Raw genomic sequence first — 15,793 nt, forward strand, 5'->3', positions numbered from 1 at the left:
ACGGCAGTTCAAAGGCCGGGGGAGGGAACCACCGTCACCGGAACTCCCCCGGCCGCACTCCCCAGCAGCGTCAGCTGAACCTGCTCCGGCCCCGACACCGTCGTCCCGTCCGAAAGGACCGCCAGGGCAAGGGTGTTGGTGCCCCGGGTGCGCAGGATGCCGTTCGGGAGGGCGAAGGTGTGCTGGGGGCCGACGTCGTTGATGTACTGGCCCATGTTCCAGCCGTTCAGGAAGATCTGGACGCGGTACGCACGCGCCGGATCGTCGGTCAGCTCCAGCCCGATCGACGCGTCGACCCCCGGATCGACGGCGAGCCGGAACCCCGTCCGGTACCAGGTCACCCCCTGCCGTCGTCCGTCGGCACGTGGCAGGTCGACCACATCCCAGCCCTCGTCCGCGTACCCCGGCAGATGCCACCCTTCCCGTTCTCCGTACAGCCCACCGGTGTTGAGCGGCCCGCGCACCGGATCGGCAGCGGCCTCGCCCTGCAACCGCCACTTCAGGGCGGGAGAGGCACCGGTGAAGTTCACGGCCGTCAGTCCACGCGCGACCTTGTGCGTGTCCAGCGCCTTGCCGTCCATGTCGTGCTGCATCCGCCGCACCAGCACGGACAGCACATGCCGACCGCGCGTACGCGCCTTCTCGGGTACGTCGAAGGTGGCCGTGGCCGCCCAACTCCCCTTCCGCACGGTCTTCTTGTCCGGCACCGGCATCCGGTGCGCCCCCAGCGGCACCCCGTCCAGCCACGCCATCAGCAGCCCCTGTGTCCCCGTGCTGTAGGCGAGGGACACGGACTCCGCCCCCGTGGCGTCGCTGAAGGAGCCCCGGTACCAGACGTCCCCGTAGTGGAAGCCGTAGTCGTCGGCGAACAGCACGGGCTGCCCGTCGGGTACGGCGGTCGTACTGAACGTCGAAGTCCGGTCGGCGACCGTCCACTTGGAGTCGTCGAAACCTGGCGCGGACTCGGGATTCTCCGTACGCCGACGCCAGCCGCCCAGCGCGGGCAGCACGACCTCCGGGACCCCCGCCAACGACTCCTCGGTCATCAGATTTCCGGAATCGATGGGCGAGATCGTCAACTTCCGCTGGTTCCAAACCACTTCACGGATCCCGCGCGGCGCCCACACCTCCAGCTCGGTGATATCGACGGTGTCCCCGGTCAACCGCACGACACCGTCCCGCAGCTCGACGGTCCGCAGCAGCGAGGGCCCGTACACCAGCACTGCCCCCGACGGGGTCTCACGCGGCCACAGCCGTACGGAGGTCTCGTCGTCGGCGAGGAGGAGCAGGAGGGGAGCCGAGACTCCGCCCCCTTCCAGCAACACCCGTGTCAGGCCGCCGAGTCGGGCGGTCACCCGCAGCACCCCGTCCGCGTATGAGAACTCCGCGGCCCCGGTCTGCACAGTCACCGTCGGCTCGCTCGCGCACTCCACCGCCGTCACTGTCGTCTCGCCCGAGCGGCCCGTCAGTACGGCGATGTCCTGGCGCCCGGCGGTCAGCCACAGCATCGGCTGGGCGTTGGAGTACGCCAACTTCCGGCGCCCCAGGGCGATTCCGGCGGCCAGGAGACGGGCGTCCGAGGCGGGGACGGTGACCGGCAGGGAGGTCCCGGCGACCGGGAGCGTCGAGGTGACCGGCTCGGTCGAGTCGTTGCGCAGGACGTATACGTGGGCGTGGGTGTCCGGGTTGGTCAGGTGGTAGACCTTGAGCCGCTTGTCGGCCGCGGGGATCTGCCGGGCGGCCCGGTCGAGCTTGGCCAACTCCGGTACGGACCGCACCAGATGGCCGAACTGGTGCATCGGCACGACCTTCGGGGTCGCCTGGCGCCCCTCGTCGAAGGCGGCGCCGTAGTCGTACGACGTGTACACCTGCGGGGCGGGCAGCCAGCCCCAGCTCGTGCCGCCGAAGGTCATGTAGACGTTGTGGACGGTGATGCCGTTGGCGAGGTTGGTGAGGTAGAAGCGCCGTTCGTAGGCCGCGTCCCGGGTCCGAGCCGAGCCCGCGTATCCCGCGCCGTCGAACTCGGCCCCGCCCCACGGATCGAACCAGCCGCCCCCGAACTCGGGGATGAACCCCGGGGTCCCGGGACTCGCCGTCGCCCCGCCCTTCTTGCCGCCGATACCGAAGTGCCCCCAGTCCGGCGGGAGTTCGTCCGGGTCCGGATAGCCGTCGAAGCCGTACAGCCAACGTCCGCGCTCGCCGCCGGTGTCGAAGGTGCCGGGGGCCCAGTAGCCGTTCCTGCCCAGGTCGTTGTGGAAGAGGGGGACGTCGACGCCGTCGGCGCGGACCTTGGCGTACAGGTGGGACATGTAGTCGATGCCGGCCCGCTGGGTGACGTACGAGCCGTACTCGTTCTCGATCTGGTAGAGCAGGACCGTGCCGTCGCCCTGGGTGTAGAGGTGGCGGGCGACGATCCTGTTGACCGCCGTCAGCCATTCGTCGACGTACCCGAGATAGGTGGGGTCGGAGGTGCGGGCCCGGCCCTTCGTCGCGGTCAGCCAGCCGGGGAAGCCGCCCGCGTCGACCTCGGCGTTGATGTACGGGCCGGGGCGCAGGATGACGTACATGCCGGTCTCGGCGGCCTGGCGCAGGAACAGGTCGAGGTCGCGGACGCCCGTGAAGTCGTACCGGCCGGGGGCGGGGGAGTGGTAGTTCCAGGCGACGTAGATGCTGACGGCGTTGTAGCCGTGCGCGCGCATCTTCTGGAGCACGTCCAGCCACAGGCTGGGGCTGGGCAGGCGGAAGGGGTGCAGCTCGCCCGACCACAGGACGAGCCGTCTGCCGTCGACGAGGAGGGAGTAGCGGTCGAAGCCGACGGTGTGCCGGCGGCCGTCCGCCGTGGGCGGGGCGGGCGGCGGGCCGGTGGGCGCCGTCTCCCCGGGGCCGCCCGGGACGCCGGAGCCCATGCCCGCGCTGGCCCCGAGAGAGAGGCCGAGGGCGGCGGTACCGGCGGCTGCGGTGAAGGTTCGTCTGCTCAGCACCAACGGGATCTCCTCGTACACGTGTCCGGTCATTGTCCACACCCCGCGACGGCCGACAATGACCGCATGAGGATCTCGGCGCGGGCGGACTACGCGGTGCGGGCGGTACTGGAGCTGGCCGTACGGCAGGACGAGGGTGCGGTGAAGGCGGAGACCGTCGCCGCCGCCCAGGCCATTCCGCACAAGTTCCTGGAGGGCATCCTCGGCGATCTGCGGCGCGGCGGGATCGTCGACTCCCGGCGCGGGGGCAACGGCGGCTACCGGCTGGCGCGGCCCGCCGACGCGATCACGGTCGCGGATGTCGTCCGGGCCGTCGACGGGCCCATCGTGTCGGTGCGCGGCGAACGCCCGACCGGCCTCGCCTACACCGGTCCCGCCGAACCCCTGCTGCCGCTGTGGGTCGCGCTGCGCGCCAACGTCCGCAAGGTGCTGGAGGGGGTGACCTTCGCCGATCTCGCGGCGGGGGAGCTGCCCGAACCGGTGCGGGGGCTCGCGGCGGAACCGGCGGCCTGGGAGAACCCGTAGCAGTAGAGCAGCGGTATCTGTAAATTTTCAGTCTTTCAGGGCCGTTTATCGTGCTCCATCGGAGCGCTCGTAAACCACCGTGACGGATTATGTTCCGGGTTGGTCGTTGACGCCCATCACTCTCCCGATACCTTGACCTCTGCATGTGCATGCAACAGGTGGGGTCTAGGTGAAGGGTGTGCATACGGGGATGAGATCGCTGAGATCGCGTCGAGGGTGGGGCATCGGGGCCGTAGTGGCCGCCGGAGTGTCCGGGGTTCTGATCGTGCAGGGTGTGAGCGGCGGCGGTGCGGACAGCGCGGCCGACGACGGCAAGCCGTCGTCCGGGCCGATCGCGAGCGAGGAGTACGCGGCGGCGCTGAAGGTCGCCGCCGACGGTGACTCGGCCACCCTGGCCAAGCGGGACACCAAGCCGTTCAGCATGCTCGGCGTCACCTGGTCCGACCCGTCGGCCACGATCGCGGGCAAGGTCGAGGTCCGTACGCGCGACGCGGGCACCGACACCTGGTCGTCCTGGCTGGAGCTGGGCACGGACAGCGGCCCCGGCGACGAGGGCGCGACCCGCGCCGGTACCGAGCCCGCGTGGGTCGGCGCGTCCGACGGCGTCGAGGTCCGCGTCGACGGCAAGGCGTCCGACGAACTGCCCGAGGGCCTGCGCGTCGACATGATCGACCCCGGCACCGGTTCGGTCTCGGACCTGGAGCCCGCTGCCTACGTGGCGGCGGAGAGCGCGACGCCGGACGCGACGACGACACCGGAGGTGACCGAATCCGCCTCGCCGACGGCGACGGACTCGGCGTCGGCCTCTGCTTCCGCCCCTGTCTCCGTCTCCCCGAGCGCCTCCGCGTCCGCCTCTTCGTCCGTGTCCCCGAGCGCCTCGACGTCCGCGTCGGCCTCGGTCACGCCCTCCGCCTCGGCGAGCACCGGCCCGACCGCCCCGACGTCCACCGCCGCCAAGCCGCCGATCACCTCACGGGCGGGCTGGGGCGCCGACGAGTCGCTGAGCCCCGAGGCACCGGACTACCTGGCCAACGGGATCAAGGCGGTGGTCGTCCACCACAGCGCCGGGACGAACAACTACACGTGCGCCGAGTCCGCGGCGATCATCCGGGGCATCTACACGTACCACGTGAAGACGAACGGCTGGAAGGACATCGGCTACAACTTCCTGGTCGACAAGTGCGGCACGATCTTCGAGGGCCGCAAGGGCGGGGCCGACAAGGCCGTTCTGGGCGCGCACGCCTACGGCTTCAACACCCAGACCACCGGTGTCTCCGTCCTCGGTGACTACAACCTGGTCGCCCCGCCGACGGCCGTGCTGACCTCCGTCGCCCGCGTCGCCGCCTGGAAGCTCGGCCAGTACGGCGTCAGCCCGACCGCCACCACCACGCTCACCGCGGGCGCCGCCGGCAACAACTACTACGGCACCAAGAAGACGTGGAGCACGGGCGCCCAGCTCAGCTTCCCGACCATCCACGGCCACGGCGACGGCTACGCCACCGAGTGCCCGGGCTCCCAGCTCTACGCCAAGCTGGCCACCATCCGCACCTACGCGGCGGGCCCGGTCTCCGGTCTCGCGCTCAAGTCGGTGACGGGAGCGGGTACTTCGGGTTCGCGGACGTACACCAAGTCGGCCATAACGGTTGGCTGGTCGGCGACCACGCCCGCCGCGCTGATCAGCAAGTACGAGGTGCTGGTCGACGGCAAGGCCGCCGCCACCACGGCCGGTACGGCGACCTCGGCGAAGGTGAACCTGGCGCTCGGCACGCACGCCGTGTCCGTACGGGCCACGCACGTCTCCGGCAAGACGACGACCACCACGGCCGCGACCGTCGTCGCCGAGACGACCGTGCCCACCTTCACCACCGCGCCGAACCTCGCCCTGCGCACCGGCACGGTGAGCACGACGGCCGTTCCGGTCACCCTTAAGTGGAAGGCCACGGACACCGCCGCCCTGAAGGAGGTGCGCCTGACGGCCCCGGTCGCCAAGACGTACGGCCCGACGGTCACCAGCGCCGCCCTGACCTCCAAGTCCGGCTCGGCCACGACCTGGTCGATGACCGCGTACGACCAGGCGGGCAACACCAGGGCCGCCTCGGTCGCCGGTACGCCGGTGATCCTCCAGGAGAGCTCGGCGACCCGCACCGGCACCTGGACGACGAAGTCGTCGACCAGCTACCTGGGCGGCAAGTCGTACACCAGCTCCACGAAGAACTCCTCGCTGACCTGGACGTTCACCGGCCGCTCGGCCGCCCTCGCGGTGTCCCGGGCCTCGACGTCCGGCCAGATCAACGTCTTCGTGGACGGGGTCAAGGCCGCGACGGTCGACCTGAAGTCGTCGACGACGAAGTACCGCGACGCGATCTGGACGAAGAGCTGGAGCGCGAGCGCCAAGCACACGGTCAAGATCGTGGTGGTCGGCACGACCGGCCGCCCGGCGGTCACGACGGACGGTCTGGTCTACCTGAAGTAGTCGGGCTGGAGTAGTCGGGTTCGCCGACTCCCGTAGGTGAACAACCTGAGTGCCGTCCTCATACGGCGCTCAGGTTGTTCCCATTTCCGGGGCCTAGGGTCGCGCCCCATGCGCACGCTGATACTCCTCGCCCTCGCCGGCCTCGGTGCCCAGCTCGTCGACGGCAGCCTCGGGATGGCCTACGGCGTGACGTCGACGACCCTGCTCCTCGCCATGGGCACCAACCCGGCCGCCGCCTCCGCGACCGTCCACCTCGCCGAGATCGGTACGACGCTGATGTCGGGCGCCTCCCACTGGCGCTTCGGGAACGTGGACTGGAAGGTCGTCGTGCGGATCGGGGTGCCGGGGGCGGTCGGCTCGTTCCTCGGGGCGACGGTCCTGTCGAACCTCTCCACGGAACTCGCCGAGCCGCTGATGTCCGTGATCCTGCTGGGTCTCGGGGTGTACGTCCTGTCCCGGTTCACGCTGCGCGGGCTGCCCAAGGGGCAACTCGGCAAGCCGTTGCGGAAACGGTTCCTGACGCCGCTCGGGCTGGTCGCCGGGTTCCTGGACGCCACGGGTGGTGGCGGCTGGGGTCCGGTGGGGACGCCCGCGCTGCTGGCCGGGGGCCGGATGGAGCCGCGGAAGGTGATCGGCTCCATCGACACCAGCGAGTTCCTGGTCGCGGTCGCCGCCAGCCTCGGCTTTCTGCTCTCGCTCGGCTCGCAGGGCCTGGACTGGCAGTGGGTGGCCGCGTTCCTGCTGGGCGGGTTGGTCGCGGCGCCGATCGCGGCCTGGCTGGTCCGGCTCGTCCCGCCGAGGGTGCTGGGCTCGGCGGTGGGCGGGGTCATCGTGGTCACCAACGTCCGTACGCTGCTGAGGAGCGACTGGGTGGAGGTGTCGGGCCTGGTCAGCACCCTCGTATACGTACTGCTGTACGGGCTGTGGGCCGCCGCCCTGGCGTACTCGATCCGGGCGCACCGCAGGGACGGGAGTGCGGGGCGGGGAGAGCACGCCGAGGAGCGGCGGCCGGTCGTGGCCCAGTAGATCCGTTACGGTCTCGGACCTCCTGGCGGGCCTGGCGTCAGCTGGAGCTGTCGACACCCACGGTGAGGGTGGCCGTGTAGCCGTCGGAGACGCTGGAGCCGAGTGCGGTGAGCGTCAGCAGGCCGGAGGCGGCGCCACCGTCGTCGTAGATGCTGTCGTTGGAGAGGGTGGTCTCCGAGGTGGTGTTCTCCGAGTACGGGGAGGTCGCCTGGATCTCCGCGTTGATGTCCTCGTCGAAGAACAGCTGGCCGGTGTGGATGACCTCGCCGCCGGTGTACGAGGTGTCGGTGAGCGTGACGTCGGTGTGGACCCGCAGGTGGACGTGCGTGGCGCGGGAGACGTAGTGGCCGGGCCAGATCGAGATCATGCTGGCCTCGCCGTTGGCGTCGGTGAGCACGCCGCCGCGCAGGAAGGTGCCGTTGTCCTCCTCCTCGTGGCCGTTGCCGCCGACGAAGCCGGAGTACTCGCCGAGGTGGTCGCAGTGCCAGATCTCGACGAGGGCGCCCTCCAGCGGGGCGCAGTCGTTGGCGACGTCGACGACGGTGAAGGTGTACTGGACCTCGAAGCCCTCCTTTTCCTCGCGGATGTCCTCACGGACGAGGGCGCCGTCGAGGGAGTAAGGGCCTTCGGTGACCTCGGCGTTGAGGACGCAGACGGCGCTCGTGGTGGCCGAGGAACTGGCCTCGGAGGTGGTGGAGGAGGTCTCGGACTCCGTCGCCGTGGTGGTCGGGCTGGCGGAGGCGAAGCCGGCCACCGCGAGTCCGCCGACGACCGCAGCGGTGCCGCCGCCGATCAGGACGCGGCGCCGCTGGACGGTCTTGTCGATCCGGTGTTTGCCTGCGGAGGGGTTCTTGTTCTCTGTCATGTTCCGGAAACTTAGGGGCGTACTTGAGGTTTTCCTTAAATCGGGGCTATGAAAGCCCTGGGGACCTACCTCTCAACTCCGTTGGTTTGGGGCAGAGTTGGGGCACACTCCGCGTGGCGTCACGATGGCTGCGGGTTACATCGACGGACGGAACAGGCCGAGGTGTGAACGGGGTTGGCCGGGGATCGACCTGGCTGGTGTCTGTCGCGACACCTATGCTGCGACCGCCCCGCCTTCACAGACTCTTCACTGCTCAATCACAGGTCGGGTCGGGCGTGTGTCTGCATTTGGCATGCGCATGACCACGTGAAGGCTGTGTGCGTGATTCTCACCCCCCACCGCAACAGCACGACGAAAGGGAGAAACATGGCTGCTGGCCTGCTAGTGGGCGGCGCGATAGCCGCTCTGCTCGCCGCTGCGGTACCCGCGCAGGGCGCCGACTCGTTCGATGACCCGCCCCCGGACAAGATCGTCATCAGGGTTGCCACGGTGAACGGCTCCGGCTGTCCCGCGGGTACGGCCGCGGTGGCCGTCTCCGGCGACAACACCGCGTTCACCGTCACCTACAGCGACTACCTCGCCCAGGCGGGCGGCAACTCCGACCCGACGGCGTTCCGCAAGAACTGCCAGCTCAGCCTGCTGGTGCACGTCCCGGCGGGCTTCACGTACGCCATCGCCAGCGCCGACTACCGGGGCTTCGCGTCCCTCCAGCAGGGCGCGAGCGCCATCCAGCGGGCCTCGTACTACTTCCAGGGCTCGTCGAGCACGGCGTTCCGCAACCATTCGTACAACGGCCCGTACAACGACAGCTGGCAGGCCACCGACACCACCGAGTGGGCCCAACTGGTCTGGGCTCCCTGTGGAGTTCAGCGCAACTTCAACATCAACACGGAGCTTCGGGTGAACGTCGGCACGTCGACGGGCACCAGCTTCATGGCGATGGACTCGACGGACGGCGAGATCGACACGATCTACCACTTGGCCTGGCAGCAGTGCCCGGCGAAGTAAGGGTCTGAGTACCAGGCGGGGTGTGGACATCACGGTCGTGTCCACACCCCGCTGTCGTGAGGTGTTACGCCGATACTGCCGGCGTCAGCTGCTTTCGACGCCCACGGTCAGCGTCCCCGCGTACCCCGCCGAGGTCGAACTCCCCAGCGCGGTAAGGGTGAGGAGACCGGAGGCGGCGCCTCCCTCGTCGTAGATCGAGTCCTGGGCGAGGGTGGTGCGGGTGACCGTGTTGGCCGCGTAGGTCGCGAGCGCCGCCACCCTTGTCGTGATCGTCTCGTCGAAGAACAGCTGGCCGGTGTGGAGTTCCTGGCCGCCCGTGAACGAGCCGTCGGACGTGAGCGTGACGTTCGTGTGCACCTTGAGGTGGATGTGGACGCAGCGGCCCCGGTACCAACCCGGGTACACGCTGGTGATGTTGGCGACGCCGCTGGAGTTCGTCAGCACCCCGCCGCGCAGGAAGGTGCCGTTGTCCGGTTCGCTGTGGCCGTTGTTGCCGACGAAGCCGGAATACTCACCGAGGGCGTCGCAGTGCCAGATCTCCACGAGCGCGTTGCTGAGGGGTGCGCAGGTGTCGTCGTCGACGACGGTGAGGGTGAGCTCGAGCGGGATGCCGGTCTTGTCCTCGCTGATGTCGGCGCGGACGTACTGGCCGTCGAGGTAGTAGGGGCCTTCGGTCATCTCCTTCGTGAGGGTGCAGACGGCCGCGGCGGCGACCGGAACGGCGGTGTCCGCGGTGGGGGTGGACGTTTCGGGCACGGTGGAGGCCACGGCCAGGGTGGCGGCGGTGGCACCGGTCGCGATCAGTACGGTGCGGCGCCTGATCGCAGTGGGGGGCGTTTCCGAAATCTCTGTCATGGACACGGCAATCTAGTGGTGGTTGCTGTCGATGAGCTGTCGAAAGGCTGGGAATTCGGCAAAGTGACGGGACGTCAAGTCACTTGTGAGACAGGGGGTTTGTGAGGGCTGGAAGGTTCTGTCGCCCCTACCACCGGGTCGGCAGCGGTCGGCCCATGAACGCGTCCAGAAGGACCCGGCCGCCCATCGGCCGGTCGAGCTGCACGGTCATCTTCTCGCCGCGCCGGTCGGCGGTGCAGATCTCGCCCGTCGTGTTGCCCCCGAGGACCGTCGCCGACAGCACCACGCTGCCGTCCGTCTCCAGGACGTCCACGGCGGGGCCGTCGTCGCAGGACCCGTGGTGCGCCACGACGGTGACGGAACGGCCGTCCTCGGACACCTCGATCAGCCGGCCCAGCTCCTGGAGTCCGTCACGCGTCGACCGGCCGCCCGCGGCCTTCCCGATCGGAGGCTTCGGCAGCTTCGACGGTTTGAAGGCGACCCGCTTGAGCGGCTCGTCGTACCCCTTCAGCGTGAAGAACCAGGCCGGCACGGTCGCCGGGCCACGGCTCGTCACCATCGTCATCTCACCCAACTTCGCGCCGGTGACCGTGAGTTGAGGATCCGTGGGGCTGTCGACGCGGTCCAGGGCGGTGTACGTCTCCCGCGCGTCCAGCAGGGGCAGGGTGAGCGATTCTCCGTCCGCCCACTTCACCTGCCCCTTCTCGGGCGCGGTGTCGGGGAGTTCGCCGCGCAGGAGGTAGTTCTCCAGCATGTGGGCGACCCGGTCGTCCTCGCTGTGGAAGCCGTCGTCGGGCGGCTGCGGGGCCGTGTCGCCCATGGGGTAGAAGCCCTCGCGCCACGCCTTGGCGGCCTCGGAACCGTCCCAGGCGTCGGCGACCTGCTGGGCGCGGCCACCGTGGGGCGCGGGACTGCTGGTTTTGGCGCTGGGCTTCGAGCTGGTGCTGTTCTCCGCCTTGTCGCTGCCGCAGGCGGCCAGGGACAGGGTGAGGGTGAGGGTGAGCAGGAGTTGGGCGCTGGTGCGGGTGGTGTGCGTACGCATGGGTTCCCCCGGATCCGACGCTGATGCTGTCGTGACTGTGACGCCTCGGACCCGGTATGCGTTCGTTTCTACGGTCTTCCGAGAGTCACCTGGGCGGAGTACACGGGTTCGGTCTCCGCGCCAGGGGTCGACTCGTCGAAGCACTCGATCAGCAACTCGCCCCGCAGGTCGTCCAGTTCGCTCCGGGCCTCCGCGAGGAAGGCGGTGGCCCATGCCTCCAGGGACGAGTCCCGCAACGCCACGTTCGAGACTTGGCTGAACTCCGGTCCGCCCAGCCCCTGCCAGCCGGCCCACTGCTCGTCGTCGAGACGGACGCGCACGCGGTACCAGTAGGACTGCCAGTAGGGCTTCTTCATCAGCCCTTGACGGCGTACGCGACGAAGTCGGCCCAGGGGGTGGGGGAGAGGGCGAGTTGGGGACCGGCCTTGTCCTTGGAGTCGCGTATGTGGACGGTACCGGGACAGGCGGCGACTTCGACGCAGTCGTCGCCGGAGGCGCTGCTGTACGTGGACTTGCGCCAGGAGAGGGCGACTTCGACGCAGTCGCCGGAAGCACTGCTGCTGTAGCTCGACTTGAACCAGGCCAGTTCGCCGCTCATAGTTCCCCTCGCATCCGTTCCAGCAGGCTCACGGAGTCCTGGAAGGTGAGAGCCTGTGAACGCATCCTGGCATATCGCCTCTGGAGAACGCTGACCACTTTCGGGTCGGAGATCAACTGGCCGCTTTCCTGCCCTTCGCTGTAGGCGTACCACCTGTTCTCGGGGGTCTCCAACAGGCGGATCGGACCCTGCAGTCCAGAGTGTGACTCCTGCACCAGCGGCATGATCTGGACCTCGATGTTCCGCAGTTGGGAGAGATCCAGTACGTGGTCGATGAGTTCCCGGGTGACGTCCACCCCGCCTGTGCGCCGGAGGAACACGTGCTCCTCCAGGATGAAGCTGAAGGCCGTGTTCGGGCGCTCCGTGAGGAGTTGCTGGCGCTTGATCCGAGCATCCCACCGTTCCTCGATTTCCGCGTCGTCCAACGGCGGCAACTGATCGGCGGACAAGGCCAGCACGTACGCCTTCGTCTGCAGCAGCCCTGGCACCATGCGGCAGTCGTAGGTGCACAGGGAGATCGCCTTGGCCTCCAACAGCGCCCACCGCCGGAACCACGCAGCCAGCCCTGGCTGCCGGTTCAGATGCTCTGCCGCCTTCCTCAGGGCGCCCGTGTTGCCCAGGGCCACGTCCGCCCGGTCCACGAACACCGGATCCGGCATCCTCCTCCCCAACTCCACGGAGGCCACCGTGTGTTCGGAGAACTGCACCGCCTGTGCCAGCTCCTTCCTGGTCATCCCCATGTGTTCGCGCAGGGCCTGGACCACGGCCCCGAACGTCCGCAGACTGTCCGAGGACTCCGGCTCGCCACCCGTCGTCCCCCACGCACCTTCACCCATCGTCGGCCACCTCTCGCGCACTCGCCCCGCTGCACACACCCGATCCGTCCATGGTCACGCCCGGTGATGAGTACTGTCCAGTCCGTAACCGCGTACGCCGCCCCGGCGTACACGGCTCCGGCCTGGTGAAGTGCTGCTCCCGCCCGGCACATTGGGCTCATGAGCGCACCTTCAGCCCCTCAACACCCGGTTACCGTACGTATGTTCAGGCAACGGCTGAGCGCCACTCCGCGCGGCGCCCGTCTCGCCCGGCGCCTCGCCGTGGGCCAGCTGAACGCCTGGCGCATCCCGTACGGCTCGGACGTCTCCGAGGCCGTCGCGCTGATCGTCGCCGAGCTGGCAGCGAACGCGGTGACCCACGGACGCGTCCCCGGACGGGACTTCGAGCTGCGGCTCGGTCTCATGACGGGCAGCGTCCGCGTCGAGGTCACCGACACCCGCAGCGGGCCACGCCCGCCGGGCCCGATGGACGTACGGCCTCCGTCGCCGCTGGCGGAGTCGGGGCGCGGACTCCTCGTCGTGGACGCGGTGGCGGACCGGTGGGAGGTGCTCGACCGGGAGCCGCCGGGGAAGACGGTACGGGCCGAGGTGGATGTACCGGGGTGGGGGTCGCTGGTGAGGCGGCAGGGGCTGAGGTAGTTCCCGCCAGGCATAAAGACGCAAAACGATATCGCCTGTGTCGGATATGCGGTACCATTTTCTGTGGAACGCCTCTGCGGAAGGACCGGAGATCCATGGCCCGAACAGTCATCGACCTGGACGAAGAGATGGTTGCCGAGGCCATGCGCATCTTCGGCACCAAGACCAAGGCGAAGGCCGTGCGCCTGGCCATGGAGGATGCCGTCAAGCGCCACCTGCGTCAGGAGTTCTTCGACGCCATGGACTCCGGCGAACTCGACTTCAGCGAGATCATCGAGACCACCGGCCCTCGCAACGCCGATGGCTCCCTCAAGCGCACCGGTGGCCAGGCCGCCTGATGCAGGACCGCTATCTCATCGACAAGTCCGCCCTCGCGCGATGGTCGAAACCGCAGGTCAAAGAGGTACTCAAACCGCTGCACGAGCGCTACCTGCTCGCCGTGTGCCACCCCACCGAATACGAGATGGTGCACTCCGCCCGCACCACCGCAGAGGCCACCCGCATCAGCACCTGGCTCCACGCCTTCGACTACCTCACCTGCGACGAGGACACTTTCACCCGGGCCCTGGAGACTCAGCGCCACGCTCTCAACGCAGGTTTTCACCGGGCTCTGTCCCTCCCTGATCTGCTCATCGCCGCCACCGCGGAACTGCACCGGCTGACCGTCCTCCACTACGACGGCGACTTCGACATGATCGGCAGCCTCACCGGACAGCCGACCCAATGGGTGGTTCCCCCGGGCGCCGCCGACAACTGACTTGGGGCCGGCTTCAGGTTTCCCTCAGCTTCGCCTTCCACCGTGGCCCCATGTCAGCACACCGCCCCCGCACCCCCGAAACCGAGCGCAGCCGCCGCTGGTTCATGAACAAGGCGCTGCTCACCGGTGGAGTCGCCGCCCTGGCGACCATGACCGGCTGCTCCTCCGGCTCCTCCGGCTCCTCCGGCTCCGCGAGTACGAGTGCCTCCTCCTCGTACGGCGGCCCCCCGAACGGCATGCCCTCCGGCGGGCCCGGAAGCGGCGGCGGGGGAGGGATGGGGCCCGGAGCCAGTGAGGTCAAGTACGCCGACTTCACCGGTGTCACCACCGACGGGAAGGTCGTCGACGACCTCTACTCCTACCGCGTTCACAGCCCCGTCGTCCTCATCGAGTACGACGCCCAGTCGCCCCTCGCCTACGGCAACAAGTCCTCAACCGGAGGCACTGGCGGCGGCATGGGCGGTCCCGGCGGCACGCCCACCCAGCAGCACATCCACACCATCATCCGCACCCCCAACGGCGGCGACTACGGCGTCGATCTGCTCAAGCTCCATCTGGAGAACGACCACTGACGGATCGTCAGCCGTCAGTCAGTTGTCCGACTCCTGGTTCGGCCTGCACAGCAGCGGCTTGTCCAGTTCCGCGCACGGGCGGTGGCCGGACGAGCGGAGGATGTCCTTGCCGACCTCGTTGGAGAGGTAGCGCAGGAAGCCCGCGGCCACGGAGTCCGCGGGCGGCTCCCCGTAGGTGTACGCGATCTCGGTCTGCCAGTACGGGTACGCGCCCTCGTCGGCGCCCTCCAGCGTGGCCGGGTAGCCGTCGATGCGGACCTGCTGGACGTCGTCGCGGGTCGCGGCGGCGCCGACGTCGCTGTGCCCGAGGGCGCCGGTGGTCGTGGCCACGGTGTCGAGGAGGGTGTCGGTGTCGCCGACCTCGCAGCGTCCCGGGCGGTCGTCGGCCAGGGACGTGCAGTCGTTCGCCGTCACCGCCAACAGCGGCTTGTCGTCCAGGACTCGCTGCTCCAGGGTGGTGCGGGTGCCCGATCCCGGGTTGCGGCTCACCAGGTGGATCGGCACGTCGTTGCCCTTCACCTGCCGCCAGTTGGTGATCCGGCCGGCGTAGATCTCCCTGACCTGGGTCAGGGAAAGGTCCTGGACGCCGGTGTCCTTGTTGACGACGAGGGTGAACAGGGAGAGGGCCACCGGCCTCGGGAGGAGTTGCGGGCGGCCGTCGCTCTTGGGGCCGTCGCTGAACGCCAGCCGGTCACCGAGGCCCTTGCTGTCCTTCAGGTCGGCCTTACCGCCCGCCGCCGCAAGGGAGTTGAGGCCCGCCACGCTCCCCTTGAAGGTGTCCGCGGTGATCGGGATACGGGCGTCCGGGCAAGTCTTCTCGTACTGCTTGGCCGCCTCCCGCAGCACCGGCGCGAACGCAGTGGACCCGGACAGGGTGAGCGTTCCCTTGGTGCAGTCCAGGGGCGGCGGCTCGACCTCGTCCCGGGAGAACGTGAACAATGACTGCACGGCGCTCACCAGCACCAGGACCACGAGCAGCATCCTGACCGGCTTCGAGGCGAACGGGTAGTACTCGGTCCGTCTGATCGAGCCTCCCCGCACACCGCCCACGATGCTCGCGCTCACCGTGGGTTCCGGGAACGGTCTGGCCGTCGCGCCGTCCTTGCGCTCCAGGACCGCGAGCACCTTGTAGTGGTCGCCGCGGTTGAGCTTCACCTTGGGCAGTACGAAGCCGGTGTCGGTGATCCCGAGTCCCGGAACCTCGGTCGCGACGGCCTGGCCCTCGATGACCGGCGGGGTGAAGAAGGGGCGCAGTTCCTCGCGGCTGAGCTCGGTCACGACCATGCCCCGGACACGGCGGCCCTCGCATTCGACCTTGACGCCCACCTGACCCCATTCGGGCATCTGATAGTCGCTGTCCACGATCGGGGCCCAGCCGCTGTTCTCGACCCGGAGCAGGAGGAACGACGGTTCGCGCAGCGTTGTGCCGCCGCCCAGCATCTGCCGGAGCACTCCGGCGTGCCGTGAGGCGGCCGCGTTCGTCGCGGTCGTGTCCATCTGTACGCGGTAACCGAGCCGTTTGCGGCCGGCGAGCAGAAACTCCCACACGGCCGCCACGACCGGGACCGCCAGACCTACGACGGCGACGACGAACTCCCAGGGAAAGCCGTTCACGG

16 protein-coding genes are annotated in these 15,793 nt (G+C 69.1%); 8 read left to right on the plus strand and 8 right to left on the minus strand.

Annotation, left to right across the window (positions count from 1 at the left end):
- Window positions 1–8 precede the first annotated feature (8 nt).
- Window positions 9–2,984: a beta-galactosidase gene (locus tag LUX31_RS35485; protein ID WP_235480171.1), complete on the minus strand. Its 2,976-nt coding sequence runs from the start codon at window positions 2,982–2,984 to the stop codon at window positions 9–11.
- A 63-nt stretch (window positions 2,985–3,047) separates the two neighbouring features.
- On the opposite strand from LUX31_RS35485, the gene LUX31_RS35490 reads away from it, so the two are divergent.
- The 3 genes from LUX31_RS35490 (at window position 3,048) to LUX31_RS35500 (ending at window position 7,005) form a co-directional block, all read left to right on the plus strand.
- Window positions 3,048–3,506, plus strand: a complete 459-nt coding sequence (locus tag LUX31_RS35490) for an RrF2 family transcriptional regulator (protein ID WP_235479401.1) — start codon at window positions 3,048–3,050, stop codon at window positions 3,504–3,506.
- A 190-nt stretch (window positions 3,507–3,696) separates the two neighbouring features.
- The gene (locus LUX31_RS35495) at window positions 3,697–5,979 is read left to right on the plus strand and encodes a peptidoglycan recognition protein family protein (protein ID WP_235479402.1); all 2,283 of its coding nucleotides are present in this window, start codon (window positions 3,697–3,699) and stop codon (window positions 5,977–5,979) included.
- Between the two features lie 108 nt (window positions 5,980–6,087).
- On the plus strand, window positions 6,088–7,005 hold the full coding sequence (locus tag LUX31_RS35500) for a sulfite exporter TauE/SafE family protein (protein WP_235479403.1): 918 nt from the start codon (window positions 6,088–6,090) through the stop codon (window positions 7,003–7,005).
- A 37-nt stretch (window positions 7,006–7,042) separates the two neighbouring features.
- Here the strand turns inward: LUX31_RS35500 and LUX31_RS35505 are convergent, their stop codons facing one another.
- Window positions 7,043–7,870, minus strand: a complete 828-nt coding sequence (locus LUX31_RS35505) for an intradiol ring-cleavage dioxygenase (RefSeq protein ID WP_235479404.1) — start codon at window positions 7,868–7,870, stop codon at window positions 7,043–7,045.
- Between the two features lie 366 nt (window positions 7,871–8,236).
- Between LUX31_RS35505 and LUX31_RS35510 the strand changes: the two genes are divergently transcribed.
- On the plus strand, window positions 8,237–8,878 hold the full coding sequence (locus tag LUX31_RS35510; RefSeq protein ID WP_235479405.1) for a DUF4360 domain-containing protein: 642 nt from the start codon (window positions 8,237–8,239) through the stop codon (window positions 8,876–8,878).
- An 84-nt stretch (window positions 8,879–8,962) separates the two neighbouring features.
- Here LUX31_RS35510 and LUX31_RS35515 read toward each other — a convergent pair whose 3' ends face one another.
- The 5 genes from LUX31_RS35515 to LUX31_RS35535 form a co-directional block, all read right to left on the minus strand.
- On the minus strand, window positions 8,963–9,733 hold the full coding sequence (locus LUX31_RS35515; protein WP_235479406.1) for an intradiol ring-cleavage dioxygenase: 771 nt from the start codon (window positions 9,731–9,733) through the stop codon (window positions 8,963–8,965).
- A 127-nt stretch (window positions 9,734–9,860) separates the two neighbouring features.
- Complete coding sequence (locus LUX31_RS35520) at window positions 9,861–10,775, minus strand: hypothetical protein (RefSeq protein WP_235479407.1); 915 nt, start codon at window positions 10,773–10,775, stop codon at window positions 9,861–9,863.
- A gap of 68 nt (window positions 10,776–10,843) precedes the next feature.
- Complete coding sequence (locus LUX31_RS35525) at window positions 10,844–11,131, minus strand: hypothetical protein (protein ID WP_235479408.1); 288 nt, start codon at window positions 11,129–11,131, stop codon at window positions 10,844–10,846.
- Window positions 11,131–11,373, minus strand: a complete 243-nt coding sequence (locus LUX31_RS35530) for a DUF397 domain-containing protein (RefSeq protein ID WP_235479409.1) — start codon at window positions 11,371–11,373, stop codon at window positions 11,131–11,133. The genes LUX31_RS35525 and LUX31_RS35530 overlap by 1 nt, the downstream gene beginning before the upstream one ends.
- Window positions 11,370–12,209: a helix-turn-helix domain-containing protein gene (locus LUX31_RS35535; RefSeq protein WP_235479410.1), complete on the minus strand. Its 840-nt coding sequence runs from the start codon at window positions 12,207–12,209 to the stop codon at window positions 11,370–11,372. Before LUX31_RS35535 ends, LUX31_RS35530 begins: the two co-directional genes overlap by 4 nt.
- A gap of 159 nt (window positions 12,210–12,368) precedes the next feature.
- On the opposite strand from LUX31_RS35535, the gene LUX31_RS35540 reads away from it, so the two are divergent.
- The 4 genes from LUX31_RS35540 (at window position 12,369) to LUX31_RS35555 (ending at window position 14,177) form a co-directional block, all read left to right on the plus strand.
- Window positions 12,369–12,848, plus strand: a complete 480-nt coding sequence (locus LUX31_RS35540) for an ATP-binding protein (protein ID WP_235479411.1) — start codon at window positions 12,369–12,371, stop codon at window positions 12,846–12,848.
- A gap of 95 nt (window positions 12,849–12,943) precedes the next feature.
- Complete coding sequence (locus LUX31_RS35545; protein ID WP_235479412.1) at window positions 12,944–13,186, plus strand: type II toxin-antitoxin system VapB family antitoxin; 243 nt, start codon at window positions 12,944–12,946, stop codon at window positions 13,184–13,186.
- Window positions 13,186–13,605, plus strand: a complete 420-nt coding sequence (locus tag LUX31_RS35550; protein WP_235479413.1) for a PIN domain nuclease — start codon at window positions 13,186–13,188, stop codon at window positions 13,603–13,605. The genes LUX31_RS35545 and LUX31_RS35550 overlap by 1 nt, the downstream gene beginning before the upstream one ends.
- Window positions 13,606–13,655: 50 nt before the next feature.
- Complete coding sequence (locus tag LUX31_RS35555) at window positions 13,656–14,177, plus strand: DUF3500 domain-containing protein (protein ID WP_235479414.1); 522 nt, start codon at window positions 13,656–13,658, stop codon at window positions 14,175–14,177.
- 18 nt (window positions 14,178–14,195) lie between these two features.
- On the opposite strand, the gene LUX31_RS35560 is transcribed toward LUX31_RS35555, so the two are convergent.
- Window positions 14,196–15,791, minus strand: coding sequence for a substrate-binding domain-containing protein (locus tag LUX31_RS35560; RefSeq protein ID WP_235479415.1), 1,596 nt, complete (start codon window positions 15,789–15,791; stop codon window positions 14,196–14,198).
- Window positions 15,792–15,793 lie beyond the last annotated feature (2 nt).

The sequence above is a fragment of the Streptomyces sp. GQFP genome, from assembly GCF_021545335.1.
Lineage (GTDB): Bacteria > Actinomycetota > Actinomycetes > Streptomycetales > Streptomycetaceae > Streptomyces.

Excerpts from the sequence above, each read along its gene's own strand:
- LUX31_RS35555 (WP_235479414.1), top strand. The coding sequence starts at position 13,656 with ATGTCAGCACACCGCCCCCGCACCCCCGAAACCGAGCGCAGCCGCCGC.
- LUX31_RS35515 (WP_235479406.1), bottom strand. The coding sequence starts at position 9,733 with ATGACAGAGATTTCGGAAACGCCCCCCACTGCGATCAGGCGCCGCACC.
- LUX31_RS35520 (WP_235479407.1), bottom strand. The coding sequence starts at position 10,775 with ATGCGTACGCACACCACCCGCACCAGCGCCCAACTCCTGCTCACCCTC.
- LUX31_RS35550 (WP_235479413.1), top strand. The coding sequence starts at position 13,186 with ATGCAGGACCGCTATCTCATCGACAAGTCCGCCCTCGCGCGATGGTCG.
- LUX31_RS35510 (WP_235479405.1), top strand. The coding sequence starts at position 8,237 with ATGGCTGCTGGCCTGCTAGTGGGCGGCGCGATAGCCGCTCTGCTCGCC.
- LUX31_RS35500 (WP_235479403.1), top strand. The coding sequence starts at position 6,088 with ATGCGCACGCTGATACTCCTCGCCCTCGCCGGCCTCGGTGCCCAGCTC.
- LUX31_RS35505 (WP_235479404.1), bottom strand. The coding sequence starts at position 7,870 with ATGACAGAGAACAAGAACCCCTCCGCAGGCAAACACCGGATCGACAAG.
- LUX31_RS35495 (WP_235479402.1), top strand. The coding sequence starts at position 3,697 with ATGAGATCGCTGAGATCGCGTCGAGGGTGGGGCATCGGGGCCGTAGTG.
- LUX31_RS35525 (WP_235479408.1), bottom strand. The coding sequence starts at position 11,131 with ATGAAGAAGCCCTACTGGCAGTCCTACTGGTACCGCGTGCGCGTCCGT.
- LUX31_RS35535 (WP_235479410.1), bottom strand. The coding sequence starts at position 12,209 with ATGGGTGAAGGTGCGTGGGGGACGACGGGTGGCGAGCCGGAGTCCTCG.
- LUX31_RS35540 (WP_235479411.1), top strand. The coding sequence starts at position 12,369 with ATGAGCGCACCTTCAGCCCCTCAACACCCGGTTACCGTACGTATGTTC.
- LUX31_RS35490 (WP_235479401.1), top strand. The coding sequence starts at position 3,048 with ATGAGGATCTCGGCGCGGGCGGACTACGCGGTGCGGGCGGTACTGGAG.
- LUX31_RS35530 (WP_235479409.1), bottom strand. The coding sequence starts at position 11,373 with ATGAGCGGCGAACTGGCCTGGTTCAAGTCGAGCTACAGCAGCAGTGCT.
- LUX31_RS35545 (WP_235479412.1), top strand. The coding sequence starts at position 12,944 with ATGGCCCGAACAGTCATCGACCTGGACGAAGAGATGGTTGCCGAGGCC.